The organism is Flavobacterium sp. (assembly GCF_024710485.1).
GTDB lineage: Bacteria > Bacteroidota > Bacteroidia > Flavobacteriales > Flavobacteriaceae > Flavobacterium.
Genome location: NZ_JANJUQ010000030.1, coordinates 26,175 through 43,220, shown reverse-complemented (window position 1 = coordinate 43,220; position 17,046 = coordinate 26,175). Strand labels below are relative to the sequence as shown.

Here is a 17,046-nt window from a genome sequence, read left to right as displayed (position 1 = left end):
TGTTATAAAGGCAACAACGGCATTAAAAGCCAACAAAAAACACTGATTAGCACTATACAAACCAGGTTTAAAACAAATCCGGTTCGCATCATGTGCTCTATTTTAATATGTCCTTTGGCAAATATTATGGCATTAGGCGGCGTTCCCATGGGTAACATACAAGCACAACTGGCACCCAGCGTCATTGGAATACCCAATAACAACGGATTAACATTCATAGCCACAGCCATAGAACTTACCACCGGCGACAAAATAATCACTAAAGCCAAATTACTTATTACCTCACTCAAAAACACGGCAATGGTAGTCACAATTACTACCATCAAAAACAAGTTATCAGTGGCCAAAGTACTGAGCGCTATTCCGAATTCATGAACCAAATGTGATGCTTCCAAAGCATCGGCTAAAGCGATGCCTCCGCCAAAAAGCAACAATACATCCCAAGCCATTTTTTCGGTATCAGCCCATGTTAACAACCGTGCTGATTTTCCTTCTTTATCTTTGGTTGCAGATGGAATCACAAAAAGTAAAACAGCCGCCATCACAGCAATAATAGTATCATCCAGTACCACAAAACTTTGATACTTATTCAGTAAATCTTTACTTATCCAAAGTAAAACTGTGAAGCTAAAAACCAACAACACTCGTTTTTCCGCTACATTCATCTTCCCCAATTGCAATAGGGCTTTCTTAATAGTGCCCGAAGCTTCCGCACTGTGCTTAATTTGATTCGGATACAACCATTTCACTAAAATCAGATATAACAATAAAAGCAACAGGAGGGTTAAAGGCATAAACAACACCAACCAATCTACAAAAGCAATCGTGTGATTGAATCGCTCTTCCACATAACCCACATAAGCCACATTAGGTGGCGTGGCTATCACGGTTCCCAAAGCAAAATTGGAAGCATAAGCAATGGAAAGCATTAGTACTAACGAAAAATTACGAACATTTTTTTCATTTTTGTTGTGACTTTTGATGACGTGAATCACGGATAATGCAATGGGAAACATCATCATCGTTGTGGCCGTATTGCTGAGCCACAAACTTAAAAAACCGGTGGCCATGATAAATCCCAAGATGATACGGTTGCCATTAGTTCCGGTAAATGTTATGATGCCTAATGCCATTCGCTTGTGCAGGTTCCATTTTTCAATGGCCAAAGCGAGAAAGAAACCACCCATAAACAAAAAAACTACCGGGTCGCCATATGCTTTTGAAACCTGCTTAAGCGGTGCTATTCCAAAAGAAGGAAATAAAATAATGGGGAGCAATGCAACGATTGGCATAGGCAAAGCTTCGGTTATCCACCACACTATCATTAAAACCGTAACAGCTAAAACCAAATTGGGTTGTTGTGCTAATTCAAATGGATTAACGGCAAAGCACAAAATGCTCAATAAGACCCCTAAGGCTAAACCTATTTCCTTTTTATGGGCTGCAAAATAAACTCTCATGGTTGTTTTGGATAGCTTTGGATTAAATATAGTAAAAAACACTTAATATTGTTTCGCAAAGCTAAGAACTATAGACAATTACCATGGGAACACTTGTTAAATCAGACAAAAAGCTACTTGTTCTGCAGGTGAAACTTGTCCAAACTCAGTATCTCTTTTTTATAAGCCGCCGGAAGCAGTAGTTCTTTTATCCATCCGTTTAATTTTATAAAGCGACTTAACTTATATAATGGAATGATAGGCTTTAATAAAGAAAAATCATTAAACTCAAGTAAAGTCTTCACCTTATTCGGACAAACTAATTTTTGAGATTCCAATAAAACTTTATAACGCAAAACGCCAAGGTGCTTTTTATACTGCCGAAATAAATCTGTGGTATAATTACTTTTTTGCAAATCAGCTTGTAAATGCGCCTCCCGTATCGGTAACCAATCGTTGTAATTGGCAGGCAAATCCTTTATTCCCATACCAATACCTACTCTGTAAAACACATTGTAAACGGCTGCTTTTTCGGTGTCTGATAACTTTTGCTCTAAAAGCTCGTGTGCCGCTATTGAATAATGAACCAACATAAACAATACATCACGGTAAGCCCAATCCGGAATTGAAGCACCACGACTTTCCTCAACCGCAGTGTGGATTTTTCGCATACTCTCGATAGCTTTGTAGGCTTGCCCTTCGGGAGCAAAAACTATCTTCCGAGCATATTGCACCGTTGAAAACAATCTGCCCAAAGGATCGGAAGGTAACTTTCCGGTATAGTAAAGCCAATCCACTGCTTTATTTAAAGCAAATTCACCTGCCGCTCCGGCAAAAATAAACAATATGGTATCGCTCTTGCCCCAAATCTTTCTAACAACCGACTGTTGTTCAACAAAATACTTCATAGGTATCCTCTTTTTTTTGGAGCTAAATTAAAAAATATTTTCAAATAAAAAGTACTTTGTATTTCAAAGTTGTTTATATTTGCAACAACAATTCGATTCACTAACTCAATCTGAAAATTATGACACCAGGAAACAAAGCACTATTAAGACCTATGGCAATTGGCGCTCTTATAGCCTTCGCCTTAATTGCATTATTTTTACTACCCATAAAAAATCCAAATCCGGATTGGGGTAAATTTTGGTTGGTTAAACCTTTTATCATAGTCCCTTTAGCAGGCGCCATTGGTGGAGCAGTATTTTATTTCATCGGAAGATTAAGTAAACAAAAAGGATGGCCGAAAATCGTTACTACTTTAATTAGCATTCTCATTTACCTCATCGGAATTTGGATGGGAACGGTGATTGGATTAGATGGTACACTTTGGAATTAGAACTGCTTTCACAATCAACAATTCTTATCTATATTTGTGATTAACTAAATCGATATAGTAATGGAAGAATGCATTTCGGTATTTGATATGCTCAAAATTGGTGTCGGACCATCAAGTTCCCATACGCTTGGCCCTTGGCGTGCAGCTGAACGTTTTTTAAACGAGTTAAAAGAAACCAATCAGTTAGACAAGATTACCCATATCAAAGTCGATTTGTACGGTTCATTATCACTTACAGGTAAAGGACATGCCACTGATTATGCGGTAATGTTGGGGTTGAGCGGACAAGATCCGGAATACATTCCGGTACAAAATATTGATAGCATCATTCAATCCATCAATAAAAATCACCAAATCCGTTTAGCGAATTCATTTGATATTCCTTTCAATCCGGAAATTGATATCGTTTTCAATAAAAACTTTTTACCTTTTCATGCTAACGGTATGTCATTTACCGCCATGACTGGCGACGGCAAAACCACAGTATCGACCTTCTACTCTATTGGCGGTGGTTTTGTGGTGAAAGAAGAGCGTGCGAATGCCAAAAAGAAACACCAAATTAAATGCGCCTTTCCGTTTCCAATTCAAAATGCAGCCGAATTGTTAGAATACACCATTAAAGAAAACAAATCGATTTCAGAAATTGTGTATGCCAATGAAATTTCGATGCGTTCCGAAGCCGAAGTACACCACGAATTACTCCGTATTTGGAACACTATGTTAGAATGTATGTATATCGGTTGTCACTCCGAAGGCGTCTTACCCGGTGGATTAAACGTTCGGCGTCGGGCCTTTGACATGCACCAAAACCTCATTGGGTTAGCCAATTATAATTCGCCTCAAGAATGGCTGGAAACCATTCGGAAAACCGAAGTAAAGTTCCGTCAAATCCTGAAATGGGTTTCATGTTTTGCTTTGGCAGTCAATGAAGTCAATGCGGCTTTAGGTCGAGTTGTTACTGCGCCAACCAACGGAAGTGCGGGCGTTATTCCTGCCGTTTTAATGTACTACATGGTGATTGAAAACCACAAGGCCGATGAAAAACAAATCAAACAATTCTTGATGGTAGCCGGAGAAATTGGCTCCATCTTTAAAAAAGGTTCTACCATATCAGCTGCCATGGGCGGATGCCAAGCCGAAATTGGTGTGTCCTCAGCGATGGCCGCCGGTGCTTTGTGTGAAGTGATGGGCGGCAGTCCGGAACAGGTTTTAATGGCTGCTGAAATTGCGATGGAACATCATTTGGGACTGACTTGCGACCCGATTGGCGGTTTGGTTCAAATTCCGTGTATTGAACGCAATACTATGGGCGCAATCAAAGCGATAAATGCTGCCGAGTTGGCCTTAGAAACCGATGCTAAAAATGCTAAAGTGCCATTGGACAAAGTGATTGATACCATGTGGCAAACGGCCAAAGATATGAATTCTAAATATAAAGAAACTTCGGAAGGCGGATTGGCTGTAGCGGTGAATATGGCGGATTGCTAAAGTGCTATTTTCTTCTGGTATCAATAAGATGCACAATCTTCCAACTTTCTGCTTCTTTGAACAACGTAAAAGCATTGACGCCTTTGTGACTTAATTTACCATTGATGTAGAATTCATAAGGCGTCCAAGCGTGTGCCATAGTGCCGTCGATTTGGATATTGTAGCTCAAAATACGTTCTTCAAATTGCATCTCAGTCGGTATAGTAGCCATAGCTACGTAAAACTCTTTAGGCGTTTCGGTGGAGAATTGGTTGCCTTTGGCACTTTCAGAAATGGATTGCAGTACTAATTTTTCACTGCAAGTCGACTTCATCTTGAGCGTATCTTTGGCATGAAAACCTTCGAAGAAAGTTTGTATCGTTCGTTGGACTTCATCTTTTTGGGCATGCCCTGAAATCCCTAACAACAACATTACTAAAATAAGGCTTTTCATCATTCGTATTTTGACCATTTGTAGAGTTCTTTCCAAGTTGGTTTTTTCCCGTACATTAAAATCCCTACACGATAAATTTTGGCTGCAAACCAAACCACCAATAAGAAAGTAGCAAACAACAATACTAACGAAACGGCAATTTGCCATAAAGGTACGCCGAACGGAATACGCATCATCATCACGATAGGGGACGTTAGCGGTATCATCGAAAATACTGTAGCGACAGTTCCGTGCGGATCATTGATTACGGTAAAGAATCCAATATAAACCCCTAAAATCAAAGGCATAATAATCGGCAGTAAGAATTGTTGCGAATCGGTTTCGTTATCCACAGCGGCACCGATAGCAGCGTAAAACGAACTATACAAAAAGTAGCCGCCGATGAAATAAAAGATAAATGAAACTAAGATAGTGCCTATCGGTAGACTCCAAAGCTCTTTCATATATAAAGCTATAGAACCGCCCATTTCTTGTTGGGCTGCCTGAACAGCTTGTGCGTTTACACCTGCATTGGCTCCTACTTGGATTCCGAAAATGGAAGACAGCACAAACATCGCCGTTAATCCGAGAATCGCCCAAATCAAAAACTGTAATATTCCGGCCAATGAAGTTCCGATAATTTTACCCATCATCAATTGGAAAGGTTTTACCGAAGAAATGATGACTTCGATAATACGTGATACTTTTTCTTCGATGACACTGCGCATCACCATATTGCCGTAAATGACAATAAACATCATAATCAAATAGCCAAAAGCACCGCCAATAGCAATTTTCATTTCGTTCAAACCTTTCAATGCAGTCTCTCCTGAGGCCTTGGTTAGATTGATACTGATATTGGATCGGGCTTTTTCGATGGCTTTGACATCTAATCCGGCTTTTTGGTAATTTTCGTCAGTGAGTTTATGGTTGATTACCGATTCTAAATCTTCTACAAATAACACACTCGGACTGTCATTAGAAATATACTCAATCTTCTTCTGCAAGGAATCTAAGGAAGTGACGTTAGGAATAAAAAGCAAGCCTTCATAATGTTCTGTGACGATGCTGTCTTTCAGTATTTTAGTATCTAATTTCGACAAATCAAGGTAACGGTATTCGTCATCGCTTTTGAATTCGTTGACAAACAAACCGGTTTCATCGTGTATGGCGATTGTTTTTTGATCGGCTTTCATGGTACTGAGATAGCCCACAAAAACGCCGATGGCAACAAACAAGAGCGGACTTAAAAAAGTCATAACAATAAACGATTTGTTGCGCACTTTGGCCACAAATTCTCTTTTGATGATTAGCGCTAGTTTGCTCATATTTCGGATTTCTTGGATTTGTTAGATCTTTAGACTTCTTAGATCTTTAGACTATTTAGATTGTGACTAAGAATCTAAGCTGTCTAGGTCAGTCTAACCCTCTATTGTGTTACTGTTTTAATAAAAATATCATTTACACTCGGAATCTTTTCTACAAAATGCGTGACTTGTCCGCGTTGCACCAAGGTATTTAATAACTCGTTTGGCGTGGCATTTCCGAGATTGATTTCCAATTTGAGTTCATCGTTCAGTGATTTGAAATCGGTTGGCGATAAGGTAAACTTTTGCGACAAATCATACATCAAACCTTCTACATTGTTGGTCAGAATGCCTACTTCGTAGTTGTTAGTTCGGTATTGTTTTTTAACTTCGGAAAGTTTGCCTTCGATTAGTTTGTTGGATTTGTGAATCAAGGCAATGTAATCGCACATTTCTTCCACACTTTCCATACGGTGAGTTGAAAAAATAATGGAAGTTCCTTGACGATTCAGCTCAATAATTTCATCTTTAATCAAGTTGGCATTCACCGGATCAAAACCGGAGAAAGGCTCGTCTAAAATGAGCAATTTCGGCTTGTGCAAAACGGTTACCACGAATTGGATTTTTTGCGCCATACCTTTCGACAATTCTTGGATTTTCTTATTCCACCAACCCTGAATTTCCAATCGGTCAAACCAATAGTCTAATTCTCTTTTGGCTTCGGCTTTCGACAAACCTTTGAGTTGTGCCAAATACAGACACTGCTCGCCCACCTTCATGGTTTTGTACAAACCACGTTCTTCGGGCATGTAGCCAATAGCGTGAACATGCGACGGATTCAGTGCTTCCCCATCTAAGATGATGGCTCCGCTATCAGGCATTGTAATTTGATTAATAATGCGAATAAGAGATGTTTTCCCGGCGCCATTCGGGCCTAAAAGACCGTAAATGCTGCCCTTAGGAACTGTTAAAGAAACTTCGTTGAGCGCGGTATAATCACCGTATTGCTTGACAACTTGTTTGACTTCGAGTATGTTGCTCATGGTTGTAAATTTCAATTTCAATAACAATGTCACTAGCAATATGAGCAGGCGCTACTATTCGTTTTCATTACCGTTGCTACTGACATTGCTGTTGAATGTTGTAAAAGTAACCAATAAGTAGCAAATCTTCATTTTTGTTACAAAAAAAACCCACCCTAATTTTTACAAAAGGATGGGAAAAATTGCTATGAAAAAGAAATTACTTGTTTCCAAGTAATAACCAAATGTAAAACATATTTTTTAATTATGAAAACATATCTTTTACTTTTTCAAAAAAAGATTTATCGCTCTTTTCGGGCTTTGGTGTAAAGTGCTCGTCGGTCATTGCCTTTTCGAAAAACTGACGTTGTTCTTTGGTTAAAGTCTTTGGTGTCCAAACGTTTACATGCACTAATAAATCGCCATTGCCATAATTATTCAGACTAGGAATTCCTTTTCCTTTTAAACGAAGTATTTTACCCGATTGAATACCTTCTTCCAACTTAATTCTGACTTTTCCGTTAACCGCTTCAATCTCTTTAGAAACACCTAAAGCGGCTTCCGGGAAGCTGATGTATAAATCGTAATGAAGGTTTTCGCCTTCGCGTTTTAAAAACTCGTGCTCTAATTCTTCGATGGCGACAATCAAATCGCCCGGAATTCCGTTGCCCGGTGCATCATTTCCTTTGCCGGATACTTTCAATTGCATACCATCAACCACTCCGGCCGGTATTTTAATCGATACCGTTTCGTCTTCCATAATCATACCGTGAGCATCGGCATTGTTGGGTTTGCTTTCTATGGTTTGTCCGGAGCCGCCACAAACATGACAAGTGGTAGCCGATTGCATGCGACCCAAAATGGTATTGGTAACACGCAATACTTGTCCTTGCCCATTACATGTTGAACAAGTTTTATATTTTACACCCGGTGCTTGCACCTTGCGTTTCACTTTCACTTTTTTCTCAACACCATTGGCAATTTCCTCTAATGTAAGTTTCACTTTGATACGAAGGTTACTGCCTTTCACGCGACGTTGTCCGCCACCGTTACCGCCAAATCCACCGAAACCACCGCCAAAAGCACCTCCGAAAATGTCACCAAACTGACTGAAAATGTCATCCATATTCATGTGATGACCACCACCAAAACCACCGGCACCGTCGAAAGCAGCGTGACCGTATTGATCATATTTGGCTTTTTTATCGGGATCGCTTAAAACTTCATAAGCTTCGGCTGCTGCTTTAAAATTTTCTTCTGCTTCTTTGTTTCCCGGATTTTTATCAGGATGAAACTCGATGGCTTTTTTACGGTAGGCTTTTTTAATCTCCTCGGCACTGGCGCTCTTGGAAACTCCTAATATTTCGTAAAAATCTTTTTTGCTCATAATGTACTTATCAAATTTTGTTTAGCCGAAATTCTTTTCGGCATTATCCAATAGGAATCAGATTTAATTTCCGATTACAACTTTCGGGAAACGAATAATTTTGTCTCCCAATTTATAGCCTTTTTCTACTACATCTACAATCTTCCCTTTCAATGCTTCACTTGGCGCAGGGATTTGGGTAACCGCTTCCGCAAAATCAGCATCAAAATCGTCACCGGCCTTTAATTCTACTTGTTCTAATCCTTTAGATACTAAGGTGCTTTTTAACTTGTCGTAAATCAATTCGACCCCTTTCAAAAGCAATTCATCTTCACTTTTGGAGATTTGCACTAAAGCCCTGTCAAAATCGTCTAAAATTGGTAGCATAGCTTGTAAAACTTCTTGGTTGGCAGTTCTGAACAAATCAACTCTTTCTTTGGCGGTTCTTTTTTTGTAATTTTCAAATTCGGCAAAAAGACGCAAAAATTTATCTTTTTCTTTGGCTAGTTCTTCTTGTAATTGGGCTTCAACACTAAGCTCTTCAGCTGTTTCAATTTCGTTGGCTTCATTTTCATTAGCGCTTTCGATAGGCTCTTTATCTGTGTTATCCGTATTCATTTGTGTTGTATTTTTAAAAATATTTTTGAATTTCATTTTGGATTTTTTCCGTAACCTCAATCAGCAAAAGTACTGCCAATTCTTTTAAAATGTCAAATTGTCATTAATTTTAATGTTCTAGTTGTACATTCGCAATCCTTTAAATTAATACAATTTTAATATAATTTTAAGACTATTACGTTTTCTAAACCTTTACATTTGTTATTAATCAATTTAAGAGACAAATTCCCAGGTTGGCTTAAAGCTGTAAAAATTATTAATTCAACAATCTTTATAGTAAAAAAAGAGCTGTCAGTTGACAGCTCTTTTTTTATGGATATAAATTGTGAAGTGCCGATTCCAGATCGGGGAACTGAAATTGGAAACCGACAGTTTTGATTTTATCCGCACTAAGGTTTTTACTGGAGAAAAGCAAATAAGCCATCTCCCCTAATATTAATTTCATCACAAATTCGGGCACATTAGGCAACCATAAAGGTTTCTTCAATATTTTGGCAATAGTTTTGGTCATGACGGCATTACTAACAGGATTTGGACTAACAGCATTGTAAACGCCTTCTAATTGGTTTTCGAGGGCAAAATTATACATAGCGATTAAGTCATGAATGTGAATCCATGATTGTATTTGCTTACCGGAACCCATTGTAGCTCCAAAACCTAATTTGATGGGATTAACCATTTCGGGTAAGGCTCCTCCTTTATCAGATAAGACAATACCGGTTCTGAGTTTACAAACTTTGATGCCCAATACCGGAAAGGTGTTGACACTAGCTTCCCATTTTTTAACCACATTCGACAAAAAACTGTCCTCTGTTTCAACAGTCGTTTCATCGTATTGTTTTGTAATGCTGTCCGGGTAAATGGCTGTTCCCGAGGCCGCTATGATTTGTTTGACCTGATGCGGTGTTTTCTTCAAAAGATTAAAGAGCAACTCTCCGGACAGCGTTCGGCTTTCAATGATTTCTTGTTTGTAACCTTTAGTCCATCGCTTTGCAATGTTAGCTCCGGCTAAATGGATTATCGAATCCACGCCGTAAATACAACTCTCATCAATTTTACCAGCTTGCGGATTCCAAAAGAAACCTTTCAGGTTGGGCTTATCTTCTATTTTAGATACAGAGGTTGTTAAATAATGTACCGTGTGATTGTTAGTCAACAACAAGTTAACCAATTCCTTACCAATTAAACCCGTTGCTCCGGTGATTAGAATCTTCATTGCATTAATTTTTTATCAAAGTTACAAGGATAACTTCCTAAAAAAAGGCTAATTATAAAGGGTTTAACTTTTGTCAATTACTTCAGCTTAATACTCCATTCGAAATGTAATTCAGAAACTTGTTCTCCTTTTTCATTAATCCCTACCGACTTCATCCAGAAAGTTTGTCCTTCACCGGTGGCTATGGTTCGCTGAATGGCCTCATCTATCAAATGACCATCGTTGCAAGTAAACGTAATTCGACCGGTAGCTTTTTTAGTAAAGTTGCCGTTATTATTAGCCACCAGCATGGAAATTTTTTTTCCCGAATTTTTGATTTGCATCATGACTAAGGCACCGGTTGTAAGCTCAGCTGCCATGGCTTGTACAGCAAAATACATGGAATTAAAAGGATTTTGATTGAACCAACGGTGTTTGACTGTCACTACACATTGTTGCTTAGAAATCGATTTTACCCTTACACCACACCAAAATGCCGACGGTAACTTAAAAAATAAAAAAGTATTCAATTTTGAAGGGGAAAATTCCATAAGTACTTGATTTTGCTATAAAAGTACAAAAAAGCTACGGCTTTGTGATACTTAATTAAATGTTAATATTTTGTTAATTTTAAGTACTTTGTATTGCATAATACCTTTTTTTAGCTTTATCTTTGTATAAGAAATTAATAGCTTATCTATAGTATTAAAAAAAACGAAGTTTCAATCATCAACTAAAAAAATCAAAAAAATGACAACTACTAACGAAAAAAACATTGCTACGTTCCTGCACCTTAGTGCTTTGACACAGTATGTTATTCCATTTGGGAATTACATCTTCCCAATTATAATTTGGAGTACCAAGAAAAACGAATCGGAATTTGTGGATTACAATGGTAAACAAGTATTGAATTTTCAACTGAGTATCTTTTTGTATACCGTTTTATTGTGTTTGATTGCTATCCCGATTTTCATCTACTCTATTTTCAAAAATGCACCGGATCATAATATACAGTTTAACGGTGACTTTGTGCTGGAAAATTTAAGCATGGGCAATCTGACCGGTATTTCAATCTTAGGGATTATAGCTGTGCTCTTATTCCTTTTCATTAAAGTAATCGAATTTGTGCTAATCATTTACGGAGCCGTGAAAACATCAAACGGAGAATTTTACAAATACCCGTTAAGTATTCCGTTTTTCAAATAAAAATACCATCATCAATCATAATCAATCACCGGTTTCAATCATCACGAAATCAAAAAACGAATGTTAATCAGAAAAATTTAAAATCATGTACTATGAACATTGAAAACACAAAAGCCCAGATGCGAAAAGGTGTTTTAGAATTTTGTATCTTGTCTGTCCTAAAAGAAAAAGACGCCTACACTTCTGAAATCTTAGACACTTTAAAAAACGCTAAACTGCTTGTAGTAGAAGGAACCGTTTATCCGCTATTGACAAGACTTAAAAACGACGGATTACTCAACTACCGTTGGGAAGAATCAACTTCGGGGCCGCCAAGAAAATACTATGGTTTAACCGAATTAGGCAAGACATTTTTAACTGAATTGAACGGCACTTGGACCGAATTATCTGACGCCGTGAACATCATAACCAATCAAAAATAACAATCATGAACAAAACAGTAAATATTAATATAGGTGGTTTATTCTTCCATATCGATGAAGATGCATACCAAAAATTATCAAGATATTTTGATGCTATAAAACGTTCGCTTTCTAATTCTTCCGGTAAGGACGAAATCATGAAGGACATTGAAATGCGTGTGGCCGAACTTTTGACCGAAAAACAAAAATCCGACAAACACGTGATCAATAATAAAGATGTTGACGAAGTGATTGTGGTTATGGGACAACCGGAAGATTATCGCATTGACGATGACGGCACCGAAACCAAATCGGAACCTTTCTTCGCAACAACAAGCAGAAAAAAATTGTATCGCGACAAAGACAGAGGTTTAATTGGTGGTGTGTGTACCGGTTTAGGACATTACTTTGGGGTAGATGCGGTTTGGATTAAAATCATCTTCTTATTGTTAGCGTTCACCAGCTTTGGAGTCATAGCTTACTTAATCCTTTGGATTGCTACTCCAAAAGCGGTAACAACCTCCGAAAAATTAGAAATGACCGGTGAGCCGGTAACCATTTCCAACATCGAAAAGAAAGTCAGAGAGGAATTTGAATCGGTATCCAACAAATTCAAAAATGCCAACTACGACGAAATGGGAAACCAAATAAAAACCGGTGCTGAAAGAGTAGCCGGCGGTTTAGGCGATGTAATCATGAAAGTTTTCGGTGCCTTTGCCAAAGTATTAGGCGCTATTATTTTAGTATTCTCTGCATTAGCCTTAGCCGGATTGTTTATCGGATTGTTTACTTTCGGAACTACTTCTTTCATTGACGCACCATGGCAACGTTATGTAAACGCTGTTAATTACACCGATATTCCGCTTTGGGCGTTTGGTTTGTTGACATTCTTAGCCATCGGAATTCCATTGTTCTTCTTCTTATTGCTAGGTTTAAAATTATTGGTTGCCAATATGAAATCGTTAGGCGCTGCCGTAAAATACAGCTTGTTAGCCATCTGGATTTTCGCAGTAGGTTCTTTAGTGGTTATCGGAATCCAACAATCTACCGAATCGGCTTTTGAAGGCAAAGTGGTTACCAAAGAAACCATCAACATTCAACCAACAGACACGCTGCAAATCAAGTTTGTGAGCAACGATTTCTTCTCTAAAAATGTTTATGAACACGAAGACTTTGTTTTCACCCAAGATTCTGCTAAAAATGAAGTAATTTATTCGAATAAAATCAGTTTTGAAATCAAAAGCACCGACAAAGCACAACCTTACTTGCAAATCGAAAAGTTAGCCGACGGCAAATCGTTTGACGAGGCCAACAAAAGAGCGGAGAAAATCAAATACGGATTCAAAATAGAAGGCAATCAATTGCTTTTAGACAACTATTTGTTAACCGAAATGGCCAGCAAATACCGTAACCAAAACGTTGAGTTGTACTTGTATTTGCCTAAAGGAACACTATTCGTAGCGGATGAAACCGTTCAGCATTTTGACGAATCCGATAACGATTTCTTTAACTTACACCACAGTTCAGACAAATACACTTATAAAGTTGAAGATAATAAAGTGAAATGCTTGGATTGTCCGGCTGATGAAAACGAATATAAAGACGTAGAAACCGAAAACATCAGCGTCGAAGAAAACGACAGCACTAAAACCGTAACGGTTACAGTGAACGGAAAAGAAGTGATCAACACCAAATCGGGTAAAAAAGGAAAATTGACTATCGGGAGCGATGGCGTAATCATTAAAACCGAGTAATCATGACAAAAATTGTAATTCTTTTTTCAAAGATAGTAGCCGCAACATTAGTAGCCTTATCACTATCGTCTTGCAATGGCAATTTCAATTTTACCAATAGTATCAAAGGCAGCGGAAATGTAATCACCGAGAAACGCAATCTGAGCGATTTCAACAAAATAACAGTAGCTAACGGGTTGGATTGTGAAGTTATTCAAGCCGATAACTTCGATGTAATGGTTGAAGCCGATGACAACATCATAGCCGAAATCAAAACCAGAGTGGAAAATAATACTTTAGTAATCTACTCCGAATACAATAATTACATCAATGTAACTTCCAAAAAAATCATAGTAAAATTACCGAGAGTATTGAGTCTGGAAACTACCAGCGGTGCCAACCTAAACTCTCGAAATTCGCTAACCGGTGAAGACATTAAAATCAAATCAAGTAGCGGAAGTTCGATAGAAGTCGAGGTCGAATCAGATAAAGTTACTTTAGAATCTACCAGCGGCAGCGAACAACAAATCAGCGGGAAAGCCTTAAAGTTGTACACAGCCTCTTCCAGCGGAAGTCACATCGATGCCGATGAATTGTTGGCCAATGAAGTGTATGCTCAATCCTCCAGCGGCAGTTCAACCTCGGTAAACGCTATAGTATTATTAGACGGAAAAGCCTCCAGCGGCAGCTCCATCAGCTATAGCAAATCGCCTAAAGAAATCCGAGTAGAAGAAAGCTCCGGTGGCAGTGTTTCGAAAGATTAAGTTAATAAAACATCTCAATACCCATTGGGATGTTTTTTTTTCTATTTTTACATCAAGGTCATTGTACCCAATTGATGTAACAACCAAACAGCCACAGTCATGAAAAAACAGCTACTAATTACTTGTCTTTTACTAACCATTATTGCTTTCGGACAAAAAAAAGAAAAAGTAAAAGGTTCAAAAATCGTCAAATCAGAACTCAAAACCATCGACAATTTTGAGAGCATCGAACTCGAAGACAACATTGAAGTATTTTTAGTAAAAGGAAACGATTGTGCATTAGAAATTGAAGCCGATGACAACCTGATTCCGTTCGTCGAATACAAAATAAACGGCAGCAACCTCCGAATTTCAACGGCCAAAGACATCTCAAGTTTTAAAAAATTGAGCGTTCGCATAACGTATACCGACAAACTCAACATGGTAATCGCCAAAGATGAAACCAACGTTACAGCCTTGTCAGATGTGGTTTTAGACAATGTCACTTTTAAAAGTTACGATTACGCCAAATTATTCCTCAACGCCAACACCAAAAATTTTACCTTAATGGCCAACGACAAATCGAAAGTCGAGTTGAATTTAAAATCAACCAAAACCGCCATCGACTTAAGTAAAAGTGCTTACGTAAAAGCTTTGATTTCATCTGCTGAAATGAAATTCGATTTGTACCAAAAATCGGCCGCCGAAGTCGAAGGCGACATCATCGAACTCAAATTACGCTTGGACAACAATACCGATTTCATCGGCAAAAAATTAACCGCCAAAAACGCTTTATTGGAAACCGGCGGATATTCGAAAAGCAGTATTAATGTCAGTAATATCGTAACCATCGATGCCTCGGGTGACAGCGAAATCGAACTCTACGGTGAACCCATCAAAATCGAAATGAAGCGCTTCGCAGACAGCGCCGAATTACACAAAAAACCGAGTAAATAAAAAAATCCCGTCTTTATTCAAGACGGGATTTTTTTTATAAAATTAAATTGTTCTAGTCTAAAGCCGCCAAATATCTCTCGGCATCCAAAGCGGCCATACAACCGGTTCCCGCAGCCGTAATAGCCTGGCGATACACATGATCGGCAGCATCTCCGGCAACAAACACACCGGCAACATTGGTTTTAGAACTGCCCGGTACATTAACAATATAACCGGTTTCGTCTAAAGTAATATAATCGGCAAAAATATCGGTATTCGGTTTGTGACCAATAGCCACAAAGAATCCGGTAGCCGGAATCGTAATGGTTTCTCCCGTAGTTTTGTTCAACGCTTTGATTTCAGTCACCACTTGCCCATCGCCAACTACCTCAACCGTATCATGATTCATTAAGATATCGATATTTTCGGTTTTGCGAACGCGTTCTTCCATAATACGAGAAGCTCTGAACTTGTCACTTCTCACCAACATGGTCACTTTTTTACATAATTTAGAAAGGTAATGCGCTTCCTCACAAGCCGAATCTCCGGCTCCTACTATCACTACTTCTTGGTTTCGGTAAAAAAATCCGTCGCAAACCGCACAAGCCGAAACACCACCGCCCATTTGCAAATAATGTTGTTCTGAAGGCAATCCTAAATATTTGGCCGAAGCACCGGTCGAAATAATCACTGTTTGTGCATGGATTTCTTTGGTATCATTGACCCAAACTTTATGCACAGGCCCCGAAAAATCAACTTTAGTCACCCAACCATCACGAACATCGGTACCAAAACGCTGCGCCTGCGCTTGCAATTGGACCATCATCTCCGGTCCGGTTACACCATCAGGATAACCCGGAAAATTTTCTACTTCATTAGTAGTAGTTAATTGTCCGCCGGGTTGCGTTCCCTGGTAAAGCACCGGATTCATGTTGGCTCTGGCGGCATAAATAGCGGCAGTATAACCCGCAGGCCCCGAACCTATAATAAGGCATTTGATTTTTTCTATAGTCTCTGACATGATTTGAAGTTTATTTAGGATACAAATGTATGCGATTTCAAGAAAAAATAATAAGACAACCCAATCGCTTTACACAATTTGTGAATAAGATGCCCTTATTGTTAAAAACAAGTTTGGTTTTATAATTAGGAGCACCACATTGGCTTTCTCAGGACAAGTCGTCCCGCTGTCCGCACTACGCGGTAGTTTGCTCCCATCGGGGCTAGAGTTGACTTTTAGCATTCCGAAACAGTGATGTTGCAAAGCAGCTTCACAGTATTACGCCGTGATACTGAGTGTAGGCGGTAACTCAAGTAAATCCTTTTCACCACTTTGTCATTCCCGCGCAGGCGGGAATCTATAACAGGCAGGATTACTTCGTGATCCTGAAATTGGGCTCTATCTCAAGTAAATCATTTCGGATGTGCCATCCGAAGATTTTTTTATTATAAGAAAAAGTCGCAACGAGTTGGGCAGGATTAGATATCCTGGATGTGGGCTCTATCTCAAGTAAATCTATCAGCGCTTTCAGCGCTGATATTTTTTTTATTTCCAAAAGAAATCCGAAGTAAACTTCGTTTCTTTTGGAAATAAAAAATCCTTTCTGCCAAAGCAGAAAGGATTTACTCGTCGGGGTGGCAGGATTCGAACCTGCGACCTCCTGGTCCCAAACCAGGCGCGATAACCGGGCTACGCTACACCCCGAATTCCCTCAAATGGGAGTGCAAATATAAAACTATAAATTAGTTTACAAAAAGTTTTTCCATTTTTTTAATTTTCAAAAAAACAAAAGCCCTTTCGATATAATTTCTATTTTTGTGTTCAGTAAAAATAACACAAC

The 17,046-nt window shown here is 38.7% G+C and carries 17 protein-coding genes and 1 tRNA gene; 7 read left to right on the top strand and 11 right to left on the bottom strand.

Annotated features, from left to right (window positions below):
- Window positions 1-2: 2 nt before the first annotated feature.
- Both Q0M21_RS06850 and Q0M21_RS06845 read right to left on the bottom strand, forming a co-directional pair.
- Entirely contained in the window at window positions 3-1,460 is a 1,458-nt protein-coding gene (locus Q0M21_RS06850) for a DASS family sodium-coupled anion symporter (protein WP_295336115.1), read from the bottom strand.
- A 113-nt stretch (window positions 1,461-1,573) separates the two neighbouring features.
- The gene (locus tag Q0M21_RS06845; RefSeq protein WP_295336112.1) at window positions 1,574-2,347 is read right to left on the bottom strand and encodes an oxygenase MpaB family protein; all 774 of its coding nucleotides are present in this window, start codon (window positions 2,345-2,347) and stop codon (window positions 1,574-1,576) included.
- A gap of 119 nt (window positions 2,348-2,466) precedes the next feature.
- Here Q0M21_RS06845 and Q0M21_RS06840 point away from each other — a divergent pair, with 119 nt between their 5' ends.
- Window positions 2,467-2,778 (top strand): potassium transporter KefB, encoded by a 312-nt coding sequence (locus tag Q0M21_RS06840; RefSeq protein ID WP_295336109.1) that lies wholly within the window; start codon window positions 2,467-2,469, stop codon window positions 2,776-2,778.
- Between the two features lie 60 nt (window positions 2,779-2,838).
- Window positions 2,839-4,266: an L-serine ammonia-lyase gene (locus tag Q0M21_RS06835; RefSeq protein ID WP_295336107.1), complete on the top strand. Its 1,428-nt coding sequence runs from the start codon at window positions 2,839-2,841 to the stop codon at window positions 4,264-4,266.
- Window positions 4,267-4,270: 4 nt separating this feature from the next.
- Here the strand turns inward: Q0M21_RS06835 and Q0M21_RS06830 are convergent, their stop codons facing one another.
- The 7 genes from Q0M21_RS06830 to Q0M21_RS06800 form a co-directional block, all read right to left on the bottom strand.
- Window positions 4,271-4,702 (bottom strand): nuclear transport factor 2 family protein, encoded by a 432-nt coding sequence (locus tag Q0M21_RS06830; RefSeq protein WP_295336104.1) that lies wholly within the window; start codon window positions 4,700-4,702, stop codon window positions 4,271-4,273.
- On the bottom strand, window positions 4,699-6,006 hold the full coding sequence (locus Q0M21_RS06825) for an ABC transporter permease (protein ID WP_295336101.1): 1,308 nt from the start codon (window positions 6,004-6,006) through the stop codon (window positions 4,699-4,701). The genes Q0M21_RS06830 and Q0M21_RS06825 overlap by 4 nt, the downstream gene beginning before the upstream one ends.
- A gap of 101 nt (window positions 6,007-6,107) precedes the next feature.
- Window positions 6,108-7,028 (bottom strand): ABC transporter ATP-binding protein, encoded by a 921-nt coding sequence (locus Q0M21_RS06820; RefSeq protein WP_295336097.1) that lies wholly within the window; start codon window positions 7,026-7,028, stop codon window positions 6,108-6,110.
- A 244-nt stretch (window positions 7,029-7,272) separates the two neighbouring features.
- The gene (gene dnaJ, locus Q0M21_RS06815; protein ID WP_295336094.1) at window positions 7,273-8,394 is read right to left on the bottom strand and encodes a molecular chaperone DnaJ; all 1,122 of its coding nucleotides are present in this window, start codon (window positions 8,392-8,394) and stop codon (window positions 7,273-7,275) included.
- 63 nt (window positions 8,395-8,457) lie between these two features.
- Window positions 8,458-9,027 carry a nucleotide exchange factor GrpE gene (locus Q0M21_RS06810; RefSeq protein ID WP_295336092.1) on the bottom strand — a complete coding sequence of 190 codons (570 nt, stop codon included), beginning with the start codon at window positions 9,025-9,027 and terminating at the stop codon, window positions 8,458-8,460.
- A 274-nt stretch (window positions 9,028-9,301) separates the two neighbouring features.
- Window positions 9,302-10,207, bottom strand: coding sequence for a TIGR01777 family oxidoreductase (locus Q0M21_RS06805; RefSeq protein ID WP_295336089.1), 906 nt, complete (start codon window positions 10,205-10,207; stop codon window positions 9,302-9,304).
- 77 nt (window positions 10,208-10,284) lie between these two features.
- A complete protein-coding gene (locus tag Q0M21_RS06800; protein ID WP_295336087.1) occupies window positions 10,285-10,737 on the bottom strand; it encodes a DUF4442 domain-containing protein in 453 nt (150 codons plus the stop codon).
- A gap of 199 nt (window positions 10,738-10,936) precedes the next feature.
- Between Q0M21_RS06800 and Q0M21_RS06795 the strand changes: the two genes are divergently transcribed.
- The 5 genes from Q0M21_RS06795 to Q0M21_RS06775 all read left to right on the top strand — a co-directional run bounded on the left by Q0M21_RS06795 (window position 10,937) and on the right by Q0M21_RS06775 (window position 15,226).
- Window positions 10,937-11,392, top strand: coding sequence for a DUF4870 domain-containing protein (locus tag Q0M21_RS06795; RefSeq protein ID WP_295336084.1), 456 nt, complete (start codon window positions 10,937-10,939; stop codon window positions 11,390-11,392).
- Between the two features lie 92 nt (window positions 11,393-11,484).
- Window positions 11,485-11,814: a PadR family transcriptional regulator gene (locus Q0M21_RS06790; protein WP_121314380.1), complete on the top strand. Its 330-nt coding sequence runs from the start codon at window positions 11,485-11,487 to the stop codon at window positions 11,812-11,814.
- A 5-nt stretch (window positions 11,815-11,819) separates the two neighbouring features.
- On the top strand, window positions 11,820-13,547 hold the full coding sequence (locus Q0M21_RS06785) for a PspC domain-containing protein (protein WP_295336081.1): 1,728 nt from the start codon (window positions 11,820-11,822) through the stop codon (window positions 13,545-13,547).
- A 2-nt stretch (window positions 13,548-13,549) separates the two neighbouring features.
- Window positions 13,550-14,290 carry a DUF2807 domain-containing protein gene (locus tag Q0M21_RS06780; RefSeq protein WP_295336078.1) on the top strand — a complete coding sequence of 247 codons (741 nt, stop codon included), beginning with the start codon at window positions 13,550-13,552 and terminating at the stop codon, window positions 14,288-14,290.
- A gap of 99 nt (window positions 14,291-14,389) precedes the next feature.
- Window positions 14,390-15,226, top strand: a complete 837-nt coding sequence (locus Q0M21_RS06775) for a DUF2807 domain-containing protein (RefSeq protein WP_295336075.1) — start codon at window positions 14,390-14,392, stop codon at window positions 15,224-15,226.
- Window positions 15,227-15,278: 52 nt separating this feature from the next.
- On the opposite strand, the gene trxB is transcribed toward Q0M21_RS06775, so the two are convergent.
- Both trxB and Q0M21_RS06765 read right to left on the bottom strand, forming a co-directional pair.
- Entirely contained in the window at window positions 15,279-16,226 is a 948-nt protein-coding gene (gene trxB / locus Q0M21_RS06770; protein ID WP_295336073.1) for a thioredoxin-disulfide reductase, read from the bottom strand.
- A gap of 609 nt (window positions 16,227-16,835) precedes the next feature.
- A tRNA-Pro gene (locus tag Q0M21_RS06765) sits at window positions 16,836-16,910 on the bottom strand.
- Window positions 16,911-17,046 lie beyond the last annotated feature (136 nt).